At 62.1% G+C, this 22,195-nt stretch carries 28 protein-coding genes; 10 read left to right on the top strand and 18 right to left on the bottom strand.

What is annotated here, in order from left to right; translation table 11 throughout:
• Nucleotides 1–3: 3 nt before the first annotated feature.
• The gene (locus NKH41_RS18185; RefSeq protein WP_352690658.1) at nt 4–438 is read right to left on the bottom strand and encodes a hypothetical protein; all 435 of its coding nucleotides are present in this window, start codon (nt 436–438) and stop codon (nt 4–6) included.
• A 737-nt stretch (nt 439–1,175) separates the two neighbouring features.
• Here NKH41_RS18185 and NKH41_RS18180 point away from each other — a divergent pair.
• On the top strand, nt 1,176–2,114 hold the full coding sequence (locus NKH41_RS18180; protein WP_352770962.1) for a diacylglycerol/lipid kinase family protein: 939 nt from the start codon (nt 1,176–1,178) through the stop codon (nt 2,112–2,114).
• Between the two features lie 128 nt (nt 2,115–2,242).
• The gene (locus tag NKH41_RS18175) at nt 2,243–2,665 is read left to right on the top strand and encodes a GNAT family acetyltransferase (protein ID WP_352469774.1); all 423 of its coding nucleotides are present in this window, start codon (nt 2,243–2,245) and stop codon (nt 2,663–2,665) included.
• A gap of 101 nt (nt 2,666–2,766) precedes the next feature.
• Here the strand turns inward: NKH41_RS18175 and NKH41_RS18170 are convergent, their stop codons facing one another.
• From NKH41_RS18170 to NKH41_RS18150, 5 genes are all read right to left on the bottom strand, one after another.
• Nucleotides 2,767–3,978 carry a mandelate racemase/muconate lactonizing enzyme family protein gene (locus NKH41_RS18170; protein WP_352770964.1) on the bottom strand — a complete coding sequence of 404 codons (1,212 nt, stop codon included), beginning with the start codon at nt 3,976–3,978 and terminating at the stop codon, nt 2,767–2,769.
• Entirely contained in the window at nt 3,975–5,591 is a 1,617-nt protein-coding gene (locus NKH41_RS18165; protein ID WP_352770966.1) for a GMC family oxidoreductase, read from the bottom strand. The genes NKH41_RS18170 and NKH41_RS18165 overlap by 4 nt, the downstream gene beginning before the upstream one ends.
• A 147-nt stretch (nt 5,592–5,738) precedes the next feature.
• Nucleotides 5,739–6,395, bottom strand: a complete 657-nt coding sequence (locus tag NKH41_RS18160) for a hypothetical protein (RefSeq protein WP_352683509.1) — start codon at nt 6,393–6,395, stop codon at nt 5,739–5,741.
• Nucleotides 6,376–6,855, bottom strand: coding sequence for a GNAT family N-acetyltransferase (locus NKH41_RS18155; protein ID WP_352933248.1), 480 nt, complete (start codon nt 6,853–6,855; stop codon nt 6,376–6,378). Before NKH41_RS18155 ends, NKH41_RS18160 begins: the two co-directional genes overlap by 20 nt.
• Nucleotides 6,856–7,075: 220 nt before the next feature.
• Nucleotides 7,076–7,867: an alpha/beta fold hydrolase gene (locus tag NKH41_RS18150; protein ID WP_352770970.1), complete on the bottom strand. Its 792-nt coding sequence runs from the start codon at nt 7,865–7,867 to the stop codon at nt 7,076–7,078.
• Between the two features lie 106 nt (nt 7,868–7,973).
• On the opposite strand from NKH41_RS18150, the gene NKH41_RS18145 reads away from it, so the two are divergent.
• The 3 genes from NKH41_RS18145 (at nt 7,974) to NKH41_RS18135 (ending at nt 10,157) form a co-directional block, all read left to right on the top strand.
• The gene (locus NKH41_RS18145; RefSeq protein WP_352770972.1) at nt 7,974–8,900 is read left to right on the top strand and encodes a LysR family transcriptional regulator; all 927 of its coding nucleotides are present in this window, start codon (nt 7,974–7,976) and stop codon (nt 8,898–8,900) included.
• A gap of 396 nt (nt 8,901–9,296) precedes the next feature.
• Nucleotides 9,297–9,692, top strand: coding sequence for an acyl-CoA thioesterase (locus NKH41_RS18140; RefSeq protein ID WP_023678380.1), 396 nt, complete (start codon nt 9,297–9,299; stop codon nt 9,690–9,692).
• Between the two features lie 144 nt (nt 9,693–9,836).
• Nucleotides 9,837–10,157, top strand: a complete 321-nt coding sequence (locus NKH41_RS18135; protein WP_352541039.1) for a hypothetical protein — start codon at nt 9,837–9,839, stop codon at nt 10,155–10,157.
• Between the two features lie 50 nt (nt 10,158–10,207).
• Here NKH41_RS18135 and NKH41_RS18130 read toward each other — a convergent pair whose 3' ends face one another.
• Entirely contained in the window at nt 10,208–10,576 is a 369-nt protein-coding gene (locus NKH41_RS18130) for a winged helix-turn-helix transcriptional regulator (RefSeq protein WP_023678378.1), read from the bottom strand.
• Nucleotides 10,577–10,666: 90 nt separating this feature from the next.
• On the opposite strand from NKH41_RS18130, the gene NKH41_RS18125 reads away from it, so the two are divergent.
• Nucleotides 10,667–11,272 carry an NADPH-dependent FMN reductase gene (locus tag NKH41_RS18125; RefSeq protein WP_352469781.1) on the top strand — a complete coding sequence of 202 codons (606 nt, stop codon included), beginning with the start codon at nt 10,667–10,669 and terminating at the stop codon, nt 11,270–11,272.
• A 74-nt stretch (nt 11,273–11,346) separates the two neighbouring features.
• Here the strand turns inward: NKH41_RS18125 and NKH41_RS18120 are convergent, their stop codons facing one another.
• Nucleotides 11,347–11,739 (bottom strand): winged helix-turn-helix transcriptional regulator, encoded by a 393-nt coding sequence (locus tag NKH41_RS18120; RefSeq protein WP_352450464.1) that lies wholly within the window; start codon nt 11,737–11,739, stop codon nt 11,347–11,349.
• A 98-nt stretch (nt 11,740–11,837) separates the two neighbouring features.
• On the opposite strand from NKH41_RS18120, the gene NKH41_RS18115 reads away from it, so the two are divergent.
• Complete coding sequence (locus NKH41_RS18115; RefSeq protein WP_352770973.1) at nt 11,838–12,818, top strand: quinone oxidoreductase family protein; 981 nt, start codon at nt 11,838–11,840, stop codon at nt 12,816–12,818.
• A 49-nt stretch (nt 12,819–12,867) separates the two neighbouring features.
• Here the strand turns inward: NKH41_RS18115 and NKH41_RS18110 are convergent, their stop codons facing one another.
• The 5 genes from NKH41_RS18110 to NKH41_RS18090 form a co-directional block, all read right to left on the bottom strand.
• On the bottom strand, nt 12,868–13,545 hold the full coding sequence (locus NKH41_RS18110) for an HAD family acid phosphatase (RefSeq protein WP_352770975.1): 678 nt from the start codon (nt 13,543–13,545) through the stop codon (nt 12,868–12,870).
• Nucleotides 13,546–13,821: 276 nt separating this feature from the next.
• Complete coding sequence (locus NKH41_RS18105) at nt 13,822–14,256, bottom strand: FKBP-type peptidyl-prolyl cis-trans isomerase (RefSeq protein ID WP_352468461.1); 435 nt, start codon at nt 14,254–14,256, stop codon at nt 13,822–13,824.
• A 234-nt stretch (nt 14,257–14,490) separates the two neighbouring features.
• Nucleotides 14,491–15,216 (bottom strand): SDR family oxidoreductase, encoded by a 726-nt coding sequence (locus NKH41_RS18100; protein ID WP_352567972.1) that lies wholly within the window; start codon nt 15,214–15,216, stop codon nt 14,491–14,493.
• A gap of 34 nt (nt 15,217–15,250) precedes the next feature.
• Complete coding sequence (locus tag NKH41_RS18095) at nt 15,251–15,736, bottom strand: VOC family protein (RefSeq protein WP_352770976.1); 486 nt, start codon at nt 15,734–15,736, stop codon at nt 15,251–15,253.
• Nucleotides 15,737–15,808: 72 nt separating this feature from the next.
• A complete protein-coding gene (locus NKH41_RS18090) occupies nt 15,809–15,994 on the bottom strand; it encodes a DUF1127 domain-containing protein (protein WP_352770978.1) in 186 nt (61 codons plus the stop codon).
• A gap of 205 nt (nt 15,995–16,199) precedes the next feature.
• Here NKH41_RS18090 and gcvA point away from each other — a divergent pair, with 205 nt between their 5' ends.
• A complete protein-coding gene (gene gcvA, locus NKH41_RS18085) occupies nt 16,200–17,093 on the top strand; it encodes a transcriptional regulator GcvA (RefSeq protein ID WP_352450458.1) in 894 nt (297 codons plus the stop codon).
• Nucleotides 17,094–17,149: 56 nt separating this feature from the next.
• Here the strand turns inward: gcvA and NKH41_RS18080 are convergent, their stop codons facing one another.
• From NKH41_RS18080 to NKH41_RS18065, 4 genes are all read right to left on the bottom strand, one after another.
• A complete protein-coding gene (locus NKH41_RS18080; protein WP_352450557.1) occupies nt 17,150–17,623 on the bottom strand; it encodes a VOC family protein in 474 nt (157 codons plus the stop codon).
• A 258-nt stretch (nt 17,624–17,881) separates the two neighbouring features.
• Complete coding sequence (locus NKH41_RS18075) at nt 17,882–19,879, bottom strand: ABC transporter ATP-binding protein/permease (RefSeq protein ID WP_352770980.1); 1,998 nt, start codon at nt 19,877–19,879, stop codon at nt 17,882–17,884.
• Between the two features lie 236 nt (nt 19,880–20,115).
• Nucleotides 20,116–20,604 (bottom strand): SRPBCC family protein, encoded by a 489-nt coding sequence (locus NKH41_RS18070; protein ID WP_352770982.1) that lies wholly within the window; start codon nt 20,602–20,604, stop codon nt 20,116–20,118.
• Nucleotides 20,601–20,918, bottom strand: a complete 318-nt coding sequence (locus tag NKH41_RS18065; RefSeq protein ID WP_352771007.1) for an ArsR/SmtB family transcription factor — start codon at nt 20,916–20,918, stop codon at nt 20,601–20,603. The genes NKH41_RS18070 and NKH41_RS18065 overlap by 4 nt, the downstream gene beginning before the upstream one ends.
• A 195-nt stretch (nt 20,919–21,113) precedes the next feature.
• Here NKH41_RS18065 and NKH41_RS18060 point away from each other — a divergent pair, with 195 nt between their 5' ends.
• Nucleotides 21,114–21,404, top strand: a complete 291-nt coding sequence (locus NKH41_RS18060) for a hypothetical protein (protein ID WP_352450454.1) — start codon at nt 21,114–21,116, stop codon at nt 21,402–21,404.
• A 52-nt stretch (nt 21,405–21,456) separates the two neighbouring features.
• On the opposite strand, the gene NKH41_RS18055 is transcribed toward NKH41_RS18060, so the two are convergent.
• Nucleotides 21,457–21,750 carry a hypothetical protein gene (locus NKH41_RS18055; RefSeq protein ID WP_352541050.1) on the bottom strand — a complete coding sequence of 98 codons (294 nt, stop codon included), beginning with the start codon at nt 21,748–21,750 and terminating at the stop codon, nt 21,457–21,459.
• Between the two features lie 179 nt (nt 21,751–21,929).
• On the opposite strand from NKH41_RS18055, the gene NKH41_RS18050 reads away from it, so the two are divergent.
• Nucleotides 21,930–22,190 (top strand): NAD(+)--rifampin ADP-ribosyltransferase, encoded by a 261-nt coding sequence (locus NKH41_RS18050; RefSeq protein WP_352933218.1) that lies wholly within the window; start codon nt 21,930–21,932, stop codon nt 22,188–22,190.
• Nucleotides 22,191–22,195: the final 5 nt, after the last annotated feature.

Here is a 22,195-nt window from a genome sequence, read left to right as displayed (position 1 = left end):
CGGTCAGGCCGTGGCGAAATGGTCGTACACACGTTTCGACAGCCAGAACCCGACGTAGACGGCGAAGCCGCCGATGAAGATGTGCGGCAGGTTGGCGAAGAAGCGGGCCGGGAATTCGATGTCGTTCAGGGAGCGGAAGCCGTTGATGAAGATGCCGCCATCGAGGCAGCCGGAACCGGTGACCAGGCCGAGCACGCCGTCGAACAGATAGACCGAGCCGAACAGCTTGAAATAGAACACCGCCTGGCGGTGCGAGATGAAGGCGGCGGCCAGCGCCCAGACGCCGGAGAAGGCGTGCAGCAAATCGTCGTACCATTGCAGCGAGAACAGGCCGAACAGATTGCCGCCGGCGTCGTTGAAAGCCGGCACATAGCCGATGGCAACAACGCCGAAGAACAGGAAAGCATAGGCAACAGCAAGCTTCTGGATGAGCGTCATGAAATGTCCCCCTGCCGTCAGCCCCTTTAAACGGCCCCCGACGACAAATGGATAGTAGCTGATTTTGGCGCAGCGTGAAGCGTCGCCGGCAAAATCGTCAGGCGGGGCCACAAAGACAGTCGGCGCCGGGATTTCTCCCAGCGCCTCCCTGTCAGATCAGGACACGGTCGCGGCAGCAACTCCCGAAAGATGTCGCGCCATGCCGGCCTTGATTTTGACGGTCCTGCCAGTCGCCACCCGAGGGCAGCGTCCGTTCCGGACCACGCCGGTCTCCACTCTTGCGAGCTTTGCCCAGCGCGCCATCGAAGGTTTTTGCCGTCCTTCATGGCAGCATCGGTCCGCCGTCGGCGTTCGCACGCTTTCCGCGGCCCCGTAGGTCTCGGCGTCCATCCCTCCAACAAGCAAGCCTGTTCTCGTTCAGGGCCGTACGGGCCTCAGGAAATCCGCCGTTCCGCTTTGCCTTTCGGCGTGGCGATCGGTAGCCGCCTGAGATGGATTTTAACGTACGTCGGATAAGCGTTTGGCGGAACTGCCGCATGCCTGTGGATAGCGGGATTATCGGGGACTGACCCTGCCAAAATAGCGACTTTCCGATCTCTGCCGCCGCCGGTCGGGATTTGCCGCCTCGATGCCGAAGCCGCATTGTCGGGTAATCGACCCTTGCCCCGCAGGCCGGCGCGGGCTTCAATGCCGGCAAATGATTGGAAGGCGTGTTCGATGGCCTTGGGGAGGCAGGCTTGAAGGTCGCGGTGGTTCTCAATCCGATCGCCGGCGGCGGCAGGCTCAAGCGGCATTGGCCCGAGGTTGCGGCTTCGCTGAAAAGACATTTCGGTGATTTCGAGCTGCGTGAAACGCAGGCCGAGGGGGATGCCGAACGGCTGGCGCTCGACCTTGCCGCCATCGGCTTCGAGCTGGTGATCGCGGCCGGCGGCGACGGCACCGCCAGCGAAGTCGCCGACGGGCTGCTGAAGGCTTTCCGGGAAAGCGGCCGGACGGCCGAACTCGGGCTGCTGCCTTGCGGCACCGGCATCGACTTTGCCCGCGGGCTCGGCCTGTCGAACAATGTCGATCTGACGCTGAAGCGGATTGCCGAGGCAAAGCCGCGCAAGGTCGATGCCGGCTGCATCAGCTATGTCGACGACCATGGCGCACTGGCCAGCCGCCATTTCATCAACATCGCCAGCCTCGGGCTTTCCGGCGCTACCGACCGTGCCGTCAACGCCGACAGGCGCAAGGGCAAGGTTTCGGCCAAGGCACTGTTCTACTGGCGCACGGTCTGGGAATTCCTCCGCTATCGGTTCCAGGAGGTTGTGATCACCATCGACGACGGTGCCCCGGTTGAGGCGCGCATGGCATTGGTGGCGGTGGCCAACGGCAAATTCTTCGGCGGCGGCATGATGATCGCGCCCGACGCCGAGCTTAACGACGGCGAGTTCGACATCGTCATCCTGCGCGCCGCCGGCAAGCTGAAGCTGATCTGGGACATCCGCCTGCTCTATGGCGGGCGGCACCGCAACCATCCTGCGATCACCATCCTGCGCGGCAAGAAAGTGGTTGTCGAGCCGCTCGGCGATGTGCAAAAGAACGCCGCGCTGATCGACGTAGACGGCGAATCGCCGGGTCGCATACCAGCGACTTTCGAGATCCTGCCCGGCGCATTGACGCTGAGATATTGAATCAAGGTGTTGAGACTTTGAATCCGGTCGTTACCGCTTTGATTCCGGAGATACATTCAGCGCTTTGAAATTGCTGATATTCTGCCTGATGTCAGACACCCCGGTCGGGCCAGTTGGAACGGACATGAATGTTCTCGACCATTGAATACACCGACAGTCATTTTGACGGGGTTGATACGCTTTGGCGGGACGCATTCCCCGATGACAGCCCTTGGAACGCGGCTCATATTTCGATCCCCGAGAAGCTGAGATATCAGCCGAACCTCTTTTTGGTTGTGCTTGAATCTGGCCGGGTCGTCGGTTCGATCATGGCTGGATACGATGGCCACCGGGGCTGGATTTCCCGGATCGCCGTCCTGCAATCCCATCGCCACAAGGGGATCGGCGAGGCCCTCATCCACGAAGCCGAAAAACGGCTCGCCGCCCTTGGCTGCGTAAAGATCAACCTCCAAGTTGTCGCTTCCAACTCAGCGGGCCTCGGATTCTACCGCAAGTGCGGGTATGAGGTCGAGCAGCGCGTGAGCATGAGCAAACTGCTCTCCAAGGCCTGAGCTGGCACGGACGGTGACGGCAAAGCCGTTGTGGATCAGGTTGGCGGCGAGCTGGCCGCCGAGATGGCCAAGACCGACGAAGGCATAGCTCTGACGCGCGCTCACGGCATCAACGGCGTCTGCAGCATCTGCAAATGCAGGTCCTTGCCGGTCCAGGGATGCGCCTCGCAGACGGCTTCGTCGAGTTCGACACCGAGGCCTGGCTCCTTCGACGGGATGACGTTGCCGTCCCGCCATTCGATCTTCTTCTTGAGCAACTTCGCGTGAAAACCGTCCCACTGTTTCAGCGATTCCAGAATGAGGAAATTGGGCAGCGTCACCGCAAGCTGGATGTTGGCGGCGCCGACGATCGGCCCGCAGTAGCAGTGCGGCGCGACCTGGATGTGGTAGGCTTCAGCCATGGCGGCGATCTTTTTGGTTTCGAGAATGCCGCCGGAGCGGCCAAGGTCGGGCTGAAGAATGGTCGCCGCACGGTTCTCGATGACGCGGGCGAACTCAAATTTGGTTGTTAGCCGCTCGCCGGTGGCAATCGGGATCGAGGTCGCGCGGGCGACCTGCGCCATCACCTCGGGCATGTCGGGCGGCACCGGCTCCTCGAACCACAGCGGATCATAGGGCTCGATGGCGCGGGCGAGGCGCAGCGCGCCCGATGCGGTGAACTGGCCGTGCGTACCGAACAGGATGTCGGCCCTGGTGCCGACCGCCTCGCGGATCGCCTTAACCATGCGGGCGGAGAGGTCGATGTCGACGAGGCGCGGCTGGTGGCCGTCGAAGGCGGTGTAGGGGCCGGCTGGGTCAAGCTTGACCGCATTGAAACCCTGCTCGACATATTCGAGCGCGCAGGCGGCGGCCAGATCTGGGTCGTTGTAGACGTTCTTGCCGCGGGCGTCCTCCGAATGGACGCTGCCGCTGTGCGGGTAGAGGTAGGTATAGGAACGCAGCGTTTCGTGTACCTGGCCGCCAAGCAGCTTGTAGACCGGCTTGCCGGCCTCCTTGCCGATAATGTCCCAGCAGGCGATTTCCAGCGCCGAGAAACAGCCCATGCCCGACACGTCGGGCCTCTGGGTGAAGCCGGATGAATAGGCGCGGCGGAAGAAGGTCTCGATATCGTGCGGGTCGCGGCCGATCAGATAACGCTCGGCCATGTCCTCGACCATTTTCGCCGTGACATGGGCCGAGAAGGTGGCGTTGTAGGCCTCGCCATAGCCGACGACGCCGCCATCGGTGGTGAGCTTGACGAAGATGAAATACTTGCCGCCGATGCCGGGCGGCGGATTGCCGACCACCCAGGTCTTGATGTCGGTGATTTTCATTTCTGATCCTCCAGAACCAGTTCGGCGCCCTTCCATCCGGTCATGATCGCGGCGGTGTTGGTGTTGCCGGTTATGTTGTCGGGAAAGATCGAGGCATCGATGACGCGCAACGCCTGGATGCCGTGTACCTTGAGGCGCGGATCGACGACGGCGTGCGCCGCGTCCGGCCCCATGCGGCAGGTCGAGACCGGGTGATAGACGGTGCCCGAGCGCTTCCTGAAATCCTGAATGAGATCCGCGTCGGAGGTGATCGAGGGACCGGGCAAAACCTCTTCCTCGATGATCTCGGCCATCGCCGGCATCGAGGCGATCTTCCTGACGAATTTCACCGCCGCCAGCATTTCAGCGACGTCCGCCTCGGTCGAAAAGGCATTGGCGACGATTTTGGGATAATCGCGCGGATTGGCGGAACGGATCATGATTTCGCCGCGGCTCGACGGACGGCAATTGGACAGCCCGATGGAAAAGCCCGGCCATGGATCGGGCGTCAGGATCGGGCGTTCGCCGCTCTTCGGAATGACGGTTGAAAACGCCTGGAAATAGAGCTGCATGTTGGGCCGTGCCGTGGCCGGATCGGTGCGAAAGAAGCCGCCGGCATTGTTCATCGACAGCGACAGCGGGCCTGAGCGCAAAAACACGTATTGCATGCCGACCAGCAGCTTGCCCCACCACGGGCGCAGGATCTGGTTGAGCGTCGGCAGCCTGCCCTTGAACGTGTAGTTGATGCCGACATGGTCCTGCAGGTTTGCCCCGACATTCTCGTTGGCGTGAACGACGGGAATGCCGAGCGCACCAAGAAGCGCCGACGGGCCGACACCGGAAAGCTGTAGCAATTGGGGCGAATTGACCGAGCCGCCCGACAGGATGATCTCGCGGCCGGCGCGGGCGGTTTTCGTCGCGCCATTCTGGAGATATTCGATGCCGACGGCGCGTTTGCCCTCGAACAGGATTTTTGTCGCCAGGGCGTTGATCTCGACGCGGACATTTTTGCGCTTCATCGCCGGGCGCAGGAAGGCGCGCGCCGCCGACATGCGGCGGCCGTTCCTGGTGGTGATCTGGTAGATGCCGACGCCTTCCTGCGAGGCGCCGTTGAAATCCGGGTTGAGCGGCAGGCCGGCCTGGTTGGCGGCGGCGAGATAGCGCTTGGTGAGCGGATGGACGGAGGTCGAGCAGTCGGTGACATGCAGCGGCCCGCCGACGCCGCGCCATTGGTCGGCGCCGGCCTGGTTATCCTCCAGCGCCTTGAAGGCGGGCAGCAGGTCATCGAAGCCCCAGCCGGGATTGCCGGCCGCTGCCCAAGCGTCGAAATCCTCGCGCGCGCCCCTGATCCAGACCATGGCGTTGATCGAGCTCGAGCCGCCGAGCAGCTTGCCGCGCGGCCAGTGGTCGGCATTGCCGGCGAGGCCGGGATCCGGCTCGGCCTTGTAGTTCCAGTTGACCGCCGGGTCGAAGAAGGTCTTGCCGTAGCCGAGCGGCATCTGCACGTAGAAGCGACGGTCGCTGCCGCCGGCCTCGAGCACCAGCACCGAGAAGCGGCCCGAGGCTGACAGTCTTTCGGCCAGGACCGAGCCGGCCGAACCGGAGCCAACGATGATGAAGTCATAGGTCTGCATGGTGGATGGGCCGGCTCCGGAATTCAGCTCTAGCCTAGACTTGAGCGCGGCGCGGCGTCGCCGGGTCTTCCGGCATCCGATGTGAAAAAAGCGACTGGCAACTTCGTTTGAATTTCGACTTTCAGCGCCAAGAAGATTGATGAAGACCTAACTTGCCCACGCATCGAGTTGATTGAGGACAGCAATGGCTGGATAGGATTTCCGGTTGGGATAAGCACGCCTGTAATAGGCATTCCAATAGCTTGTGGCCTTGCTGCGCATTGCACGCATTACGTCTCGGTTCTGTCGGACAAAACTGGCATAGGCTGAAGCGTCCAGATCAGGTACTGCGGCGTAGATGTCTTCGGCGATTTCGACGACATATTCGCCCAACAGCAGAACGACGAAGGCGATGCTCCAACTTTCGTTCAGCGACAGGATCACCTTGGCTGATTTCTGCCGCAAAAAGCCATCTGTCGATCGTGTCAGCAGGCAATGCGACGGAAATGAAAAGCCAAGGTGATGCTCTCGCACGCTTGGCAGAAAATGTAACCGATAAGGAATATAGATGACCGCTCCATCAGAAATGAGATGTCGGGACGTCGTTCGGTAAGTGTCGTCGACAAAGGGCGTCAGCTCCTCCTCTGCCATGGTGGTCAACATGCTGAATGGGAAAGCTGACTTCGCAGCGCCCGAGAACGGCTTGCGTCGTGTGAACCAATCCACGTTGTGCCTCTGACCAAAAGTTGAAAACGATCCGGCTTCATTTCGAAGTGCCTGAGCTTCCTCGCAAGCGATCCAAGCATTACAGGCGATGATCGGCAATCTGCTTGAAATCATAGCGCATGATCGGGCGGGTCGGCGTTCTGCGAGCGACGACCCTGAACCCGGCGCGCGCGAAGGTGGAGGCATATCCGCTGCCGGAAGCACTCGGCGATACGTCGGCCTCGAAAGGATAGGCTTCGAGCGCAGGCACATTTGCGCGCCTTGCGATTTCCAGAGCCTCTCCAATCAGCTGGGATGTTACGCCTCGCCTGCGGTATCTTTTTCGCACGTAGAGGCAGGACAAAGACCAGACCGGCTTGTCATCCACGCGCTTGAGCTGCCACAGCCGATCGAGCCAGGGCAGGGCATCTCGCGGTGTCACCTGGCACCAGCCGACAGCTGTATCGCCGTCGAAAGCGAGCAAACCCGGAGGCGGACCATGCTGGACGGCCTGCCGGAACGCTGCCTTGTTTTCCTCGCCGGGTCGCTTTCGATAAGAACTGCCGATCCGTCCGTACATACACCAACAGCGACTGCAGACGGCGCTGTCACCGAACAGGTCCTCGAGCGCCGGCCACAGATCGGGCGTTAATGGGCGAAAGCCAAGTTCCATGTCAGCCGTCATCCGCTATTGATATTGCCCAGTCTAGCCTGCACTGCGCGCTAGCGCATCATAGGTTGCGGTCCATGCGGGGATGTTCAAACCGGGGTTTCACTCAGCATCCCTGTCGTGCTCCATCTCAGCGCAGAAAACCAAGCACGGCCTCCATGAACTCGGTGGGGTACTCGACATTCGACAAGTGGACCGCGGGCAGGACAACCAGTTTCGCGCCGGGCACCGTCGCCGCGATCAACTCGCTATGGCTGGCGGCTGTCACAGTGTCGTGCCGGCCGGCGATCACCAACGTTGGCCTGGAAATCAGCGCTACGGTTCGGCGAAGGTCCGCATCGCGAACCGCCGCGAACAGACCAGCCAAGCCTTGCCGGTCGATGGCCAGCAGCATGGCGCGAAATTCTTCGATGACGGGCTCGTTGGCCGCCAGCATACGCGCAGGAAACCAGTTGCCCAGGAACATCTCGGCGGTTTCGGACATATCCGGCGCCTGCAGCACGGCGGCAATCCGCTCGTCAAACTGCTTTGCCGGTCCGAGGTAGGACGAGGTGTTGCTCAGGATCAAGCGCTCGATCCGCTCGGGCGCGTGGATGCCGAGCCACTGCCCGACGAAGCCGCCCAACGACAGACCGAGGAAGTGTACGCGTTCAATGCCCAGGGTGTCGAGCAACTCGATCACGTCGCGGCCAAGCCGGTCGAGCGAATAAGCGCCGGCCGGAACGCTCGACCCTCCGTGGCCGCGAAAATCATAGCGCAGAACACGGAAATGGTTCGACAGCTCGCCGACCTGCATGTCCCACATCCGCAGCGTCGTGGCGATGGAATTCGACAGCATCAGCACGGGCTTCCCGGCGTCGCCGTCGATGCGGTAGGCGATGCGTGTGCCATCGCCGACGGTCACGAAATCCAGCTCATTCATGGTGAATACACCTTCCTTCTTGGAGCGTTGAATGTGGCAAAGCCTAGCTGCGGCGCGCTTTTGAGGATATTACAAAGATAGGACTATCTCTGTAATAGAAGCTGACATGGCCGAATTCACTTTGCACGACCTGCAATGCTTCGATGCGGTGGTCCGCTGCGGCGGCTTTCAGCCTGCGGCGGCCATGCTGCATCGCTCGCACCCGGCTGTGTTCGCAGCCGTTGCAAAGCTGGAGCGGCAACTCGACCTCGTTCTCCTGGATCGCAGCGGCTATCGCGTGCGCCCCACCGAGGCAGGGCTGTCGTTCCATCGCAGGGCACAATCGCTGCTGCGCGAGCTCGAGGGCTTGCGGCTTCATGCTGCTCAGCTGTCAATGGGCGAAGAAAGCGAGATCCATGTGGTGATCGGCGACCTTTGCCCGCGTCCGCAGGCATTGGGCATGCTCGGACGGTTCTTCGCCCAGTGTCCGGGCACACGCCTGCATCTGCACTTCGAGGCGGTGGGCGGCCCGTGGGAGCGCCTCTTCGATGACGAAGCCGATTTGATCCTGCACTGGATCGACAAGACCGATCCGCGGGTGGAATGGATCGATCTGTGCAAGGTGCCCTTCGTCCCAGTAGTGGCGTCGGGCTTTCTACCGGAGCGGATCAAGCACCCCATCACGCCGGATCAGATGCACGCGTTCACCCAATGTGTCATGCGCGACACGGCCCGCCATTCACCGCAACAAGACTACTTCATGATCGAGGGTGCGCCGCAATGCATGGTGGCCGACCAGGGGATGAAGAAGGAAATCATCCTGCAGGGCCTCGCGTGGGGCCACATGCCCCGCTTCCTGATCGAGGATGAGCTGCGCGACGGACGCCTGCAATCCGTTGCCGGCCGTCATCTGCCAGGCCGCACCGAGGAGTTGGTGGTGGCGCGCCGCCGCGACCGGCCGCACGGGCCGATCTCGAACCGTCTGTGGGATCATATCGAGCAAGAGGCGCCGACGTTGCGCCGAGCGCGCGAACCCCGGCAACCTGTCCAGTAGGCGGCCAAGCCGGGGCTCAGCGAGGCCGTTCGGAGGGCCAACCACCTGCTGCTCTTCACTGACGTAATCCACGCCTCCGCGCTGCAATTTGCGCATCCGGAATGGGCAATCGCCTTCGACGTGGACCAGGAGGCCGCAAATCGCCACACGCAAGAAGGTGCTCGACATGGTGTCGGCGGATGGCCTGCTCGTCGCAGGCATGCACCTGCGCTTTCCAGGCAGGTCATGTTATCCGCGAGGGCAACGCCTATGCCTACGTCCCGCTCCGCACAGCATCTTTTCAACACTGTCGACCGATAGCCGAACTTCAGGCCGCGACCTGTCCAGTGGCGCGTTGACCTGTCCGTGCCATGACGATACGGGATCGGGCCAATCGGCTTCGAGAGGATTGGCCAAATGGTGCATTACGCGGACGGGCGGCCGATCGGCGATCTGACGCTCAGGACGCTGGCCATGCCTTCCGACGCCAATGCGGCAGGCGACATTTTTGGCGGCTGGGTGATGGCGCAGATGGATCTCGCCTGCGGCATCCGCGCCGCCGAGCGCGCCAAGGGCCGCGTGGTGACGGCGGCGGTGAAGGAAATGTCCTTCGCCAAGCCGATGAAGATCGGCGACACGCTGTGCATCTATACGCATGTCGAACGCGTCGGCCGCACCTCGATGACGCTCAAGGTCGAGGCCTGGGCGCAGCGCTATCTCTCCGACCTGATGGAGAAGGTCACCCATGCCGACTTCGTCATGGTGGCGCTGGACGGCGAAGGCAAGCCGAAGGCGGTTCCGGCCGAAGGCTGACCCGGCCTGATTCCAGAAGACGGATTTAAACAGCCGTCTCTCCCGCGCGGGGGATGCGGACAGCGATCCCGCGTGGTCTTTGGCTAACGGGTTTCCCGCATGCGCGCCTGCAGCGCGACCGACGGGATATTGGGAGGAAAGACAATGCGTCAACACATGCTGAACGCTGCCCTGGCGGGTGCCTTTGCAGCCTTGCTCTGCCTGTCGTCCGCAAGCGCTTTTGCCGAGGTCAAAAAAGGCGATCCAGGTGCCACCTGCACGTCGGAAAACCGCACCATCAACGGGCAAGCGGCCAAGTGCGAGATCTGCTCGGCGACGAAATGCGACACCAGCGGCACGACGGTGAGCAATTGCCGCAAGGAGACGACCACGACCTGCACGATTGGCGGCAGGGTGGTCAGTCCCAACCCGAAATGGAACCGGATCGAGAAGCTGCCGAAGACCAAGATGCAGTTACAGCAGTAGCGCTCATCCGGAGGCTCCCGGGCAGGTTCAAACCTTTGCAGCACAAGGGTTCAGCTGTGCATGGCGTCGAACTTCTCGCGCGCCGCCTTGACGCGCTCGGTGTTCTTGCGTGCCCATTCGCCGAGCGCATCGACCGGCACCAGCAGTTCGTAGCCAAGATCGGTCAATTCGTAGTCGACCCGCGGCGGGATGGTCGGGAACACGGTGCGTGTAACGAAGCCGTCGCGCTCGAGCCCGCGCAAGGTCGTGGTCAGCATCTTTTGCGAAATCCCGCCGACCGCGCTGCGCAACTCGTTGAAACGCAGCGGCCCGTTGCCAAGCTTGCCGACCACGAGCACCGTCCATTTGTCGCCGACGCGCTGCAGGATTTCCGAGATGGCGCGGCAGTCCTCGGTGCGGTGCGGGTGCCTTGGTAACAAAAAAGTGCCTCCTTGCACATTGAGCGGCCAGTTACTCATATAGCTCAGGTATCTAAACGATACCAGTATTCCTGTAAGGAGAGCCCCTCTATGTCAAAACCCAAAATTGCCATCGTCATTGGTTCGACCCGCGCCGCGCGCTTTGCCGACGTCCCGGCCGAATGGATTGCCAAGATCGCCAAGTCGCACGCCGACATCGACGTCGAAGTCGTCGACCTGCGCGATTTCCCGCTGCCGTTCTTCGATGAGGTCGCATCCTCCGCCTGGGCGCCGTCGCAGAACGAAGTGGCGCAGCGCTGGCAAAAGAAGGTCGCCGGATTCGACGGCTTCATCTTCACCGCCGCCGAATACAATCATGGCCCGACGGCCGTGCTGAAGAACGCCATCGACTACGCCGCCAACGAGTGGAACAAGAAGCCGGCCGGCTTCGTCGGCTATGGCAGCGTCGGTGGCGCGCGCGCGGTCGAGCAGCTGAGGCTGCATGCGGTCGAGTTGCAGATGGCGCCGGTGAAGTCCGCCGTACACATCTCCTGGGCCGATTTCCTTGCGGTCAAGCAAGGCGACAAGAAGCTCGATGAGTTCGAGCACCTCAACCAGGCGGCAACCGCGCTGGTCAACGACATTGCATGGTGGGCCAGGGTGCTGAAGACGGCGCGTCAGGCCGATGCCGTCGCCGAGGAAGTCAAGGCGGCCTGAGCACAGGTTCGAACAGTCCTCCCAAGGATTAATTCTCCCAAGCATTGGGGCGGCGCATGCGCCGCCCCTTTTGTTTACACGGCATGGGCGTCCTGCGCTTGCCGTGGTCTGATGATGCAATCGGCAAGGCGGTCCATCTCATTCAGCTCGTCGGCGTGATGCTGGCCCCACTGGCAAAGTGCCAGCAGGATCGGTTCGAGGCTGAGGCCGAGCCGCGTCGCCGAATATTCGACGCGCGAAGGTATCTCGGCAAAGATCTCGCGGCGGACGAGGCCGTGCTCTTCCATTTCGCGAAGCTGCTGGATCAGCACTTTCTGGGTGATATCGGGCATCAGCGCCTGCAGCGCCGACAGCCGCCGGGGCGCGTCGAAGAGATGGTACAGGATGACCGCCTTCCAGCGCCCCGAAATCACTTTCAGCGCGCGCTCCGCCGGCAGCATCGGCAGTCTCTTGATCGGCTTGGCCATGGTCACCTCCCGGTCAGCAGCGGACAAATTGGTGTGTAGTCGAAGCCAGGCAGATAGTGGCAAACAGCGGCCGATGCCAACAGCTATCGGTGCATGCGATGAGAGCCATTCAACTGAGCCGCTTCGGCGGGCCCGACGTTCTCGACATAGTCACGGTGCCGAAGCCTGAGCCGCAAGCCGGCGAGGTCCTGGTCCGCGTTCATGCGGCCGGGGTGAATTTCTTCGAAGTGCTGATGCGCGCGGATCGCTATGCGGTGACGCCGCAACTGCCGATGATCCCTGGCGTCGAGGCCGCCGGGATCGTGGAGGCGCTTGGGCAGGGGGTGGACGCTTCCTTGCTCGGCACGCGCGTCGCCGCGCCGTTGTTCGCCTCGAGCCGCCCGTTTGGCGGCTATGCCGAGTATGTGACGATCGACGCAAGCCTGGCCGTGCCCTTGCCGGATTCGCTCTCGTTCGAAAACGCGACGGCATTGATGGTGCAAGGACTGACGGCATTGTATCTATCGCGGCAAAGCCCGCCCGCCGGCAGATCGGTGCTGGTCGCCGCTGCCGCGGGCGGCGTCGGTTCGTTGCTCGTCCAGCTTGCCAAGCGCGCCGGCGCAGGCCGTGTCATCGCGGCAGCCGGCAGCAAGGCCAAGCTCGACCTTGCTTTGTCGCTGGGAGCCGATGCTGCCGTCGACTACAGCAACACGGATTGGCCGGTGCACGTCCGGGCGGCGACAGACGGCGCCGGCGTTGACATCATCTACGACATTGTCGGCGGCCCGCTGACGGCGGTTGCGCTGGAGGCTCTGGCACCTCGCGGAGAGTTGGTGTTTGCAGCACTCGGCAGATACGCGCTCGGCGCCCCGGAGATGGAGGCGATGATCGGCCGCAACCAGTCGCTGAAGGGTTTTGCCCTGCTGCCGTTGCTGTCTACGGACGGGCTCCGTGACGGCCTTTTGGAGCTGTTCGATCTGGCCGCTGGTGGTCAGCTTGTGGTGACCAAAGGTGGCCGCTTCCCGCTCGACCAGGCCAGCCACGCACATCGCCTGCTGGAGGAGCGCGGCGCGACCGGCAAAGTTGTCTTGATACCTTAGTAGGTGCTCGGCAAGGAGCCGAGGATCCGGGCTTGTGCCGTTCCGGCCGTCAACGAACCCGGTAGAACGGATTAGGCAGCAGGAACAGCTTCTCGGCATGCCCACCGAACAGGTCGGATGGCTGGTCACCGACATTGGCAATTATTGTGTAGCCGGCCTTTTCGATTTCGGCCCTTATGGGTGCCTTGAAATCTGCGGCGGAACCGTATTTGGCCCCAGGCTGGACCATGTAAAGGTGCTCGTAGCCGGCATAGCCGGCCGACTGCAGGTTCTGTTCGGTTGCCTGACGCTGGTCCTCCGGACGTCCGGTGATGAAGAACACCGCGACTTTCGCCGTTCGCGCCTGCCGGAAAACCTCCAGCACCGGGTCGATCGCCGGATCCTTCGCAAGCTGATCCCAGGCGGCCCAGCCACAGGGACCGTCGATTGCGATGTCGCAGGCGCCGCCGATAGGGCGGCCGAAATTGTCACGTGTGATCACTTCCCAGTTGGCCAAAGCCGTCTCGTCGATATCGAGCACCAGTGCGGGGCGAGGCACCTCCATTGCGCGCTTGACGACCCAGTCGCCTGCCTGCTTCGCCACAGCGGCAAGGTCGCGATCATAGTCGCCGGAATCATGATAATTAGCAGCCGCCAGCATCGCATCGCCGACATTGGCCGGCTGGGACGGGCTTGTGAGAAGGAGCGAGTCGGAACGTGCCGGCGCAGGAACATTTGTGCCAATCATCAGCACGATTGCCCCGACACGCGCAATTCTATTCCAGCCAATCGCCCGCATCACGGGACTTTGCGGTCACGGGAAGTCGGCTGTCAAGCGAGGTCTTCCACAGGTCCGCGAACCTGCGACGCTGAATTGGACATTCCAGATGCCGAATGTCTCTATGGGTTGGTGCAACACGATTTCCGCCGTCGCGGTCTTTCCCTCCGACAGGTGACGCACCGCCGAAACCGCCAGCAGAAGTGCGTCACCCGAAATCATAGCCACCGCGGCCTTAGCCGTGTCCTACGCCGCCTGAACGATCTCGACCAGTTCAACGTCGAACACCAGATCCCGTCCGGCCAACGGATGATTGCCGTCGAGCTTGACGCTGGTGTCGTCCACGCCGACGACTGTTACCGGCATCGGGCGCCCTTCCGGGGTTCTGACCTGCAGTCGAGCGCCGATATCGACATTGATGTTGTCTGGTACGCGGGCGCGATCGACGGTCATGACCGCTTCGGGGCGGTGGGGGCCATAGGCGGCCTCGGCGGGAATGGTGACGGTGCTTTTCGCGCCCACCTCCATACCCTCGACATGGGTTTCGAGACCGGCGATCACTTGTCCTTCACCCAACGTGAATTGCAGCGGTTCGTTGCCGGAAGAATCGAATTGGGTGCCGTCTGCCAGGCGTCCATTGTAATTGATGCGCACGGTGTCGCCATTCTTGGCCTGTGTCATGATAGCCATCCTTTGAAAGTTTCGAGGGGCCGGCCAAAGCTCACGGTCCCGTCCTCGATCATCCACGCACTTAGGTGCGCGGCGCGAAACGCTAAAACTAGGGACCTGGCTGCCGATGTAAACCCCGATTGCGCGACGCCGGCATGACCCGCCGGCGTTCGTCGCCTTCGGCAGCAGTGCACCGGTCTAGCAGTCATGCCGGCTCAACCCATTCAGGCAGCGTGCAAATGGCGGCTAGATCAGGTTATGGCCACCATCGATGCGGATCGTCTCGCCGGTCGTGAAGTCGCTTTCCATGAGGTAGAGGTAGGCGGCGGCGACGTCCGCAGCGGTCGGAATTTTTCTCGATGGCAACCGGGCAGCCATGTCGGCAAAGAAGCTGGATTTGGCTTCTCCAACAATGTCCCACATCGGTGTGTCGACCCATCCGGGCGACACGACATTGACGCGCGTCGGGGCCAGTTCGAGCGCCAGGGCGCGGGCGAAGTAGCTGAACGAACCGGCAATCGCAGAGACGACCGAGCCTCCCGGCACCGGCGGCCGATCCTTATTTATTCCCGAGGTGAAGGTCATCGAGCCGCCGGCTTTCAGGGTGCGCACAGCGTGCTTGGAGAGCAAGACGGCGCCAATCAGCTTGTTGTCGACGAAGCCTCGCACAGCCTCCATGTCGGTACTGCCGATGGGATCGCCGGGCGGCAGTGTTCCGGCGGTCGATACGAGGTGATCGAAGGGACCGACCTCGTCGAACAGGCGAGCGACGTCCGCTTCGTCGGTCATGTCGGCGACCACGCTTGTCACGCGGCCCGCATTGAGCGTCCGTTCGGCAGCCAGCAGTTTCTCGGGCGAGCGTCCGACGATCACGACCTTCGCTCCGCCGTTGAGAGCAGCTTCCGCGACGCCGAGACCGATGCCGGAACTACCGCCGACGACGATGACTTTCCTGTCCACGAGCGATGTCATGAGGGTTCTCCGTTCGTTGCGATTGCGGTGAGGGTCAGGCCTTGCCGGCATATGCGGCTTCGAGGTCGGCGATGATGATCTTGCGCATCCCGTACATCGCCTGCCGGACGCGGTTGGCCTTTTCGCGGTCCGGATCGGCACTGAGCCGCGGCAGGATTTCCGGGATGACCTGCCAGTAGACGCCGTATCTGTCGGTGAGCCAGCCGCAGGGTTGTGCCCTGCCGCCGCCGGCGGTGAGCGCCTCATAGTAGTAGTCGGTCTCGGCCTGGTCCCTGGTCTCGATGTAGAGCGAGAGCCGCTCGTTGAAAGGCGGCTGCGGCCCGGCGTTGAGCGCTGTAAGGTGCAGACCCTCGAGCTCGAAATCGAAGGTGGCATGCGGGACCGTCTTGTTGGTTCCGGACACCCAGTCGGTGTATTGGACGGTCTGGAGCGCTTTGCTGTTCTTGAAGACCGAGAGATAGAAATCGCGGGCTTGCTCCGCGTCGGTGTTGAACCAGAGGAATGGGTGGATGGTGGCCATGTCCGTTCTCCATTAATTCCTTGCGACAGCGATCTTTTGCGAAGAGCCTGTCCGCTGTTGCTTTCGTTCAGGCTAGCGGTAGTCCGACGGCCGATAGACCGAGCCGTCCCAGTCGCGGGCAAATCCGAGGTCTTCGAGCCGGCGGGTCGAGAAGCGTGCAATCTGCCGCTCGGTCCGGCGCCGGCTGCTCGAGGCGAGGATGCGGCCAGCCATGCCGGTCAGGACGTCGACGATGGGTTCAACTTGTTTGGCGTTCATGGTGCTCTCCCAGAGTGGCGGCAGTTTTGGTTTCAGCAGTTGCCCCGCGACTTTTGTCAGCGAGAGTATCAGTCACATCAAACTCGCCTTTTGCAGCGGCGGTGAATGACTGATTACGCAAGCAAACATGCCGGCTTCTGGCCTGGACGACAAACGACTTATCGGCGACAATGTGTGAGCGATGCTCACACATAGGTATCGGTCCATGCCCCGGAAGCTGCCTCCCCTCACCACCTTGCCAAGTTTCGAGGCCGCGGCGCGCCTGTTGAGTTTCTCCAAGGCGGCAGAGGAACTTCATGTCACCCACGGTGCGATCAGCCGGGCGATCAAGAATCTTGAGGATCAGCTCGGTGTGCAGCTGTTCGAGCGCGGTACGCGTTCGGTGAGTCTGACAGCCGTCGGCGAGCCCTATGCGCGGGCGGTGCGCGAGGCGCTCGCCCAGTTGGCCACCGCCACCGCTGCAGCAACAGCCCGCTATTCGAGCTCGACATTGAACGTCAGCACCTCCGATGGCTTCGCGGGCAGATGGCTGGTGCCGCGCCTCTATCGCTTTCACCGTGCGCATGGCGACGTCGATGTGCGGGTTTCGACAAGCGGGAAGCTGACCAACTTCCTCGGCGACGGCATCGATGTCGCCGTCCGTTATGGCAACGGAAACTATCCGGGGCTCACGTCAGAGTTCCTCACCGGCGAGGAGGTGTTTCCAGTGTGCAGCCCAAAGCTCCTTGAGGGTGCACATCCGCTCCGCACGCCTCAGGACCTCAAACACCACACGCTGATCCGCGACAGCTTTCCGATCGACTGGGCGACCTGGCTGGCAAGCGCCGGGGTCGAGGGCGTGGACCCGCAGAGCGGGATTACCTTCGACTCTGCCACCTTTGCCATGGAGTCGGCCGCACAAGGCGAGGGCGTGGTGCTCGGCCGGACCATGCTCGTTGCGGCCGACCTTGCCGCCGGGCGGCTCGTCCGCCCCTTCGGCCACGCCCTGAAATCCCCCTCCAGCTTCTATTTCGTCTACCCGCCGGAGGCGATCCGTCAGCGCAAAGTCAAGGCTTTCAGGGATTGGCTGCTCTCAGAAGTCACGCCGCAAATGGACTGACGGGAAGGCCGGACCGGGTGATGCACCGACTTCCGCGTCGGGCCACCCCCGAACTGTCAGCCGCGCCGCGCCGCCTCGATCGCTGCAACGTCGATTTTCTTCATCTCCATCATCGCCTCGAATGCGCGCTTTGCTTCATCGCCGCCGGCGGCCATCGCTTCGGTCAGCACGCGCGGCGTGATTTGCCAGGAGATGCCCCATTTGTCCTTGCACCAGCCGCAGGCACTTTCCTGGCCGCCATTGCCGACGATTGCGTTCCAATAGCGGTCGGTCTCCTGCTGATCGTCGGTGGCGATCTGGAAGGAGAAGGCTTCGTTGTGTTTAAACGCGGGCCCGCCATTGAGGCCGAGACAGGGGATGCCGGCGACCGTGAACTCGACCGTCAGCACGTCGCCTGCCTTGCCGGACGGGTAGTCGCTGGGAGCGCGGTGGACGGATTTCACCGAACTGTCGGGAAAAATCTCGGAATAGAAGCGGGCCGCAGCCTCGGCGTCCTTGTCGTACCAAAGGCAGATCGTGTTCTTGGCGATTGTCATTGCTGGTCCCTTTGCTTTCGAAATCAATCTGGGCTTTTGAAATCAACCCGGGTTTTTCACAGCTGGCCTCGGCGTTGCACCGGACATGGAAATGCGCTCGTGCCATCGACGTTCCGACAGCAGCAGCTGCCCGGAATCAAGGTACCACGGCTGGTGCTTTCAGGACCAGATACGGGCAGTGACTCGAACCGGCGATGGTCCGCCTGGTCCGACCGGCGGCTTCACTCTTTGCGTAGGGCAGCGCCGCTTTGCTCAAGGTCGCGCTGGCTTTCCGTTGGCGCGCCGTTGCCTCAGAAGGCGCATGAGCAAGTTCCGTCTGTCCTTGCGCGGGACGAGTTCGATATCGCTGACAAGTTTTGCGCCGCCCTTGTGCCGCTCCAATGTGATCTTGCGGCTGTGGAAGGCCTCCAGCTCGGCGCGGTGCGCTACGCTTATGATGGTGACCTTCGGCAATTCGCGAATAATCATCTCCATCATCTTGTCCTGGCTCTTCTCATCGAGTGCCGACGTTGCCTCGTCCAGCACGATGATATCGGGGCGGTGCAGCAGAAGACGCGCAAAGGCGAGGCGCTGCTTTTCGCCACCCGACAAGGTCTGGTCCCATGGCGCGTCCTCCTCGATCCGGTCGTTGAGGTAGTCGAGCCCCACCTTGTCGAGGGCAGCCTTGATCTTATCCAGCGTCCAGTTGTCGGCGGCGCCTGGATAGGCGACAGCGCGGCGAAGCGTCCCGGTCGGGATGTAGGGCCGTTGCGGCAACATGAACAACCGTCTGTCGGCGCGGATGTTGACGCTGCCGCTACCCCATGGCCACAGACCCGCGACGGCCCGCACCAGCGTACTCTTGCCCGAGCCGGATTCGCCGGCGACGAGCACCCGCTCGCCTGGTTCGATCACGACCTCGGTTTCCTTGACCACGGCGGTGCCGTCGTCGAGCGACACGGAGAGATTGTTCAGGCTGAGCATCGCATTGCCGCCGGTCTCGCCGCGCTTTATGCGTCCCAGCGTGTTGCTCTGTTCCGCCCGCTCGAGCCCGTCGAGCGACATCATCAGCGAAGCGATGCGTCGAGCACAGGCGTTCCAATCGGCGAGACGGGGATAGTTGTCGACCAGCCATCCGAACGCGCCCTGCACGATGGCAAAGGCCGAGGCAGCCTGCATGACCTGTCCAAGTGTCATGCTGCCTTCGAGGAACTTTGGAGCGCAAAGCAAGACCGGCACGACAGGCGCAAACAGGCTCGACCCCTGAGACACCAGCGCCGTGCGCATGTGCTGGCCTGCAAGGAGCGCCCATTGCCTGAGCACATGGGCAAATGTCTTGTCCATGCCGCTGCGCTCCTCCTCCTCGCCGCCGAGCAATGCGATGCTCTCGCCGTTTTCCCGCACGCGCGTCAGCGTGTAGCGGAACTCGGCTTCCGCCTGATTTTTTTCCTCGGAGAGGTGGACGAAATGACGGCCAATGACCGCCATCGAAGTGGACGTGATCGCGGAATAGAGCACTGCGGTGATGACCAGGAAGCCGGGAATGGTGACGGTCGAACCTGCAATCGTCAGGGTCAGGGCGCCGCCGATCGTCCACAGCACCATGATGAAGGTCGAGGCCGACAGAAATGCGACGATGACACCGGCGATGAAATCGACGGGCGATTCGGTGGCAATCCGCAAATCCTCGGCGATGCGGGCTTCGGGGTTGCTATGATCGCCGCCGACGAGGTTAAGCTGATAGTAGCGGCCGCTTGCGAGCCAGCGCGCAATGACCGCGGTGGTGAGCCAGGACCGCCAGCGGCGCTGTATCCTCATGCGAAAGAAGACCTGTGCCACCACAAGGCTGGCGCTTCCGAGCACGAGTGGCAGGAATACGGCGCTCAGCCAATATACGGTGTGGGCATTGCGTTGCTCAATGGCGTCGAAAATTGCGCGGTTCCAGACATTGATCCCATACTGGAAGCCGACATTGGCGATGATCAGGACCAGCAGCCCGATCGTCAACGGCCAGGCGACCCTGTCGCCGCTGCCGCCCCAGTAACCGCGCGCGCTGATCCAGAAGCGCTTAAGCAGGTATCTCTTGCGCGCCCGCTCGGCCTCTTCAGGTGTCAGCTCAGGATCGGGTTCGGTGACGTCCGGCGGCGGCGCGGGCTGGCCGACGACCTCTGACGCGACTTCGACAGTCGATTGTTTCTCGCGGCGCGACTTCTCGGAATCGCGCGTTCGGGCGCCGTCAACCGATTTCAGCTTAAATTTAGCCTCGGGCATCCGGCGATAACGGCTTAAAAATCAGAAGGTTTCATAGCGTCAGCCGCCGAGTCTCGCGAACTGTAGCCTCAAGAAGTGGCGCCAACGTCAATTGAGCGCTGCCCATCCAGTCAAAAGGATGAGGGCCAACGTGACCAACGCTCCAGAGACGTACAGAATCGTCCCGAGACTATCTCCCTTGGCGGCGTTTCCGCCATTGGTTCTTGCCAGTCACGCCCTCAAAGTCGCCAACGGTGTCAGGCGGTCGCACCGGGGAAAAGGTCGTGGAACCGCCGCAAGTACAGCGGCCAGCCTTGATCGCTATCAACCCCCCCGCGCACGCCCTCCCAGCCTTCGCCATGGCGTTCGAGATTCCGGTGCTCGATCTCAACCCGGGTTCGGTTCTCCGTCTCAGCCGTGAACCGGACTTCCCATTCGCTGGTTTTGTTCAGGTCGCTCTCAATCTGCCACCGAGGGCTGATGTCCCAGCTCAGAATCAGCCGGCTGGGGGGATTGTAAGCCAACACACGAGCCCAGCGGCACTCGCTGCCGTCCACGCCGCGATCGTAAACGTGGCCCCCGACCCAGGGTTCGAAAATCGTCTCTGCGATCGGTACGGCAAGAAGATTGTGCTCGCGAGGTTTGAATTTCCCGAAATCCTCGATGAAGACCTTGAAGGCACGCGCGATAGGTGCCTCGACAACGACGAAATGCCTTACGGGCGCGGTTGCAGGAAGCTTGCTCATGGCTGGTCCTTCTTTGGGTGCTCGACGGCCAGTTTGTAGCTCGCCAGGGTCTTGCTCCAGAACTGATCGATTTCCGCGCGCAGACTTGCTAGGCCGTCCGGATCGATACGGTATATTCGTTCCTTGCCTGAGCGCGCGTCGGCCACAAGCCCGGCATCCTTGAGTACTTTCAAGTGCTGAGAGACCGCCGGCCTGGTTACAGGCAGCACACGAGCAAGTCCGCTGACCGAACAAGGCTGTTCGACCAACAATTCGAATATCGTGCGCCTCGTCGAGTCTCCGAGCGCTGTCCAATGTTTCGCGTTAGTGGCCACTAACGCGAACTTAAATCGATGGGCCTGCGCTGTCAACCTGGAGGGGTCGACGATGCGGAACCACAGCCCCGGTCGGACCCTGTCGGTTAACGGGAAAACTGTTGCTCGCGTTTTCGGAATTGCTCACGTGCCGTCGCTGGATTCCGGAACAAGGGTGCGATTTTGCCGTTGAGCCAGAAACTGGAAGCGACCCGCATGTCCGAATTGCCGAATGAAGAGATCGAAGGGCGGCTGAACGCCCAGCGCGAGACTCTGGCGCTGGTTGTTGCGCTGCTTGCCAGCAAGGATACGGCACCCGAGCGAATATGGGCCGAACTGGAGGCCCGTTTTCAGTTTCAGAACAGTCAGGAGGACCCTGGCGTCCTGCCAAGCCGCGCATTCGCCATCGAAGCTGCGAAGATGCGGGAGTTCAAGCTGATCGCCGAAGAGGCGCAGGCGCGCAATGCGGAATGGAACGGCAGGGACAAGCCACAGGGCGCCAGCTGAAACCCCGGAGAGTGGATGCAGGACCGGCTATTTTACGATGACTGAGCAAGCGTCAGCTTTGCTGCAAAAGTGTACGCGCCAACTCTTGCCATTCCTCGTCAAGCGTCAAGGTCGACGGCGCCGCGTTGCTGCGGCGATACCAATATTCCGCATTCGACTGGTCGCCTTCCTTGCGGTGGAGATAGGCATGCACGTGCATGCCCGCCGTATCGTCGCGCTGCTGCGCGCACTCGTGCGCCTTAGCCCAATCGCCCTTTGCATCCCACCACAGCGCCTGCAGGGCAGGGCTCAAGCCGGCTGGCGGCTGTGGTTTCGCAATCGATTCCCTGAAGGCTTGCAGATCCATCTTTCCACCTTAGCGACGGTGCAGGCGCCGATAATAACCGCGCCGGCAGCCGACCGCTAGCGCGCATCGGGCGGTATGGCCGAAATGGGTGTCGGCAGCGCTAAGCGCGGACGGCCGATAACCGCGCGGCCGGAGGCTTGATTCGATGGCGTGCATGAAATAGTGCGCGCCACGACACCATGATGCCTGGGACGACGAGGATGAGTAGCGAGCCGATGACAGCCTCCGACCAGCCGCGCCAATTCTACCACGGCACGCGGGCCGATCTTAAACCGGGAGACCTGATCGAAGCCGGTTACAGCTCCAACTACGGCGCGCGAAAGCAGGCAGCCTGGGTCTATCTAACCGGCACTCTGGATGATGGACCATCTCGAACGGCTGAGGGCACAAGGCATCGAGGCAATCGATTGATCGCTGAGTCCTGCGATTGCCAAGCTTGACCTGG

Source organism: Mesorhizobium sp. M1169, assembly GCF_040318345.1.
Classification (GTDB): Bacteria; Pseudomonadota; Alphaproteobacteria; order Rhizobiales; family Rhizobiaceae; genus Mesorhizobium.
The sequence above is the reverse complement of the archived record's forward strand: the minus strand, read 5'-3'. Positions and strand labels throughout refer to the sequence as shown.

Coding starts and splice junctions, on each gene's coding strand:
- NKH41_RS18185 (WP_352690658.1), bottom strand. CDS start 438: ATGACGCTCATCCAGAAGCTTGCTGTTGCCTATGCTTTCCTGTTCTTC.
- NKH41_RS18175 (WP_352469774.1), top strand. CDS start 2,243: ATGTTCTCGACCATTGAATACACCGACAGTCATTTTGACGGGGTTGAT.
- NKH41_RS18170 (WP_352770964.1), bottom strand. CDS start 3,978: ATGAAAATCACCGACATCAAGACCTGGGTGGTCGGCAATCCGCCGCCC.
- NKH41_RS18165 (WP_352770966.1), bottom strand. CDS start 5,591: ATGCAGACCTATGACTTCATCATCGTTGGCTCCGGTTCGGCCGGCTCG.
- NKH41_RS18155 (WP_352933248.1), bottom strand. CDS start 6,855: ATGTACGGACGGATCGGCAGTTCTTATCGAAAGCGACCCGGCGAGGAA.
- NKH41_RS18150 (WP_352770970.1), bottom strand. CDS start 7,867: ATGAATGAGCTGGATTTCGTGACCGTCGGCGATGGCACACGCATCGCC.
- NKH41_RS18145 (WP_352770972.1), top strand. CDS start 7,974: ATGGCCGAATTCACTTTGCACGACCTGCAATGCTTCGATGCGGTGGTC.
- NKH41_RS18140 (WP_023678380.1), top strand. CDS start 9,297: ATGGTGCATTACGCGGACGGGCGGCCGATCGGCGATCTGACGCTCAGG.
- NKH41_RS18135 (WP_352541039.1), top strand. CDS start 9,837: ATGCGTCAACACATGCTGAACGCTGCCCTGGCGGGTGCCTTTGCAGCC.
- NKH41_RS18125 (WP_352469781.1), top strand. CDS start 10,667: ATGTCAAAACCCAAAATTGCCATCGTCATTGGTTCGACCCGCGCCGCG.
- NKH41_RS18120 (WP_352450464.1), bottom strand. CDS start 11,739: ATGGCCAAGCCGATCAAGAGACTGCCGATGCTGCCGGCGGAGCGCGCG.
- NKH41_RS18115 (WP_352770973.1), top strand. CDS start 11,838: ATGAGAGCCATTCAACTGAGCCGCTTCGGCGGGCCCGACGTTCTCGAC.
- NKH41_RS18110 (WP_352770975.1), bottom strand. CDS start 13,545: ATGATTGGCACAAATGTTCCTGCGCCGGCACGTTCCGACTCGCTCCTT.
- NKH41_RS18105 (WP_352468461.1), bottom strand. CDS start 14,256: ATGACACAGGCCAAGAATGGCGACACCGTGCGCATCAATTACAATGGA.
- NKH41_RS18100 (WP_352567972.1), bottom strand. CDS start 15,216: ATGACATCGCTCGTGGACAGGAAAGTCATCGTCGTCGGCGGTAGTTCC.
- NKH41_RS18095 (WP_352770976.1), bottom strand. CDS start 15,736: ATGGCCACCATCCACCCATTCCTCTGGTTCAACACCGACGCGGAGCAA.
- NKH41_RS18090 (WP_352770978.1), bottom strand. CDS start 15,994: ATGAACGCCAAACAAGTTGAACCCATCGTCGACGTCCTGACCGGCATG.
- gcvA (WP_352450458.1), top strand. CDS start 16,200: ATGCCCCGGAAGCTGCCTCCCCTCACCACCTTGCCAAGTTTCGAGGCC.
- NKH41_RS18075 (WP_352770980.1), bottom strand. CDS start 19,879: ATGCCCGAGGCTAAATTTAAGCTGAAATCGGTTGACGGCGCCCGAACG.
- NKH41_RS18070 (WP_352770982.1), bottom strand. CDS start 20,604: ATGAGCAAGCTTCCTGCAACCGCGCCCGTAAGGCATTTCGTCGTTGTC.
- NKH41_RS18060 (WP_352450454.1), top strand. CDS start 21,114: ATGTCCGAATTGCCGAATGAAGAGATCGAAGGGCGGCTGAACGCCCAG.
- NKH41_RS18055 (WP_352541050.1), bottom strand. CDS start 21,750: ATGGATCTGCAAGCCTTCAGGGAATCGATTGCGAAACCACAGCCGCCA.
- NKH41_RS18050 (WP_352933218.1), top strand. CDS start 21,930: ATGATGCCTGGGACGACGAGGATGAGTAGCGAGCCGATGACAGCCTCC.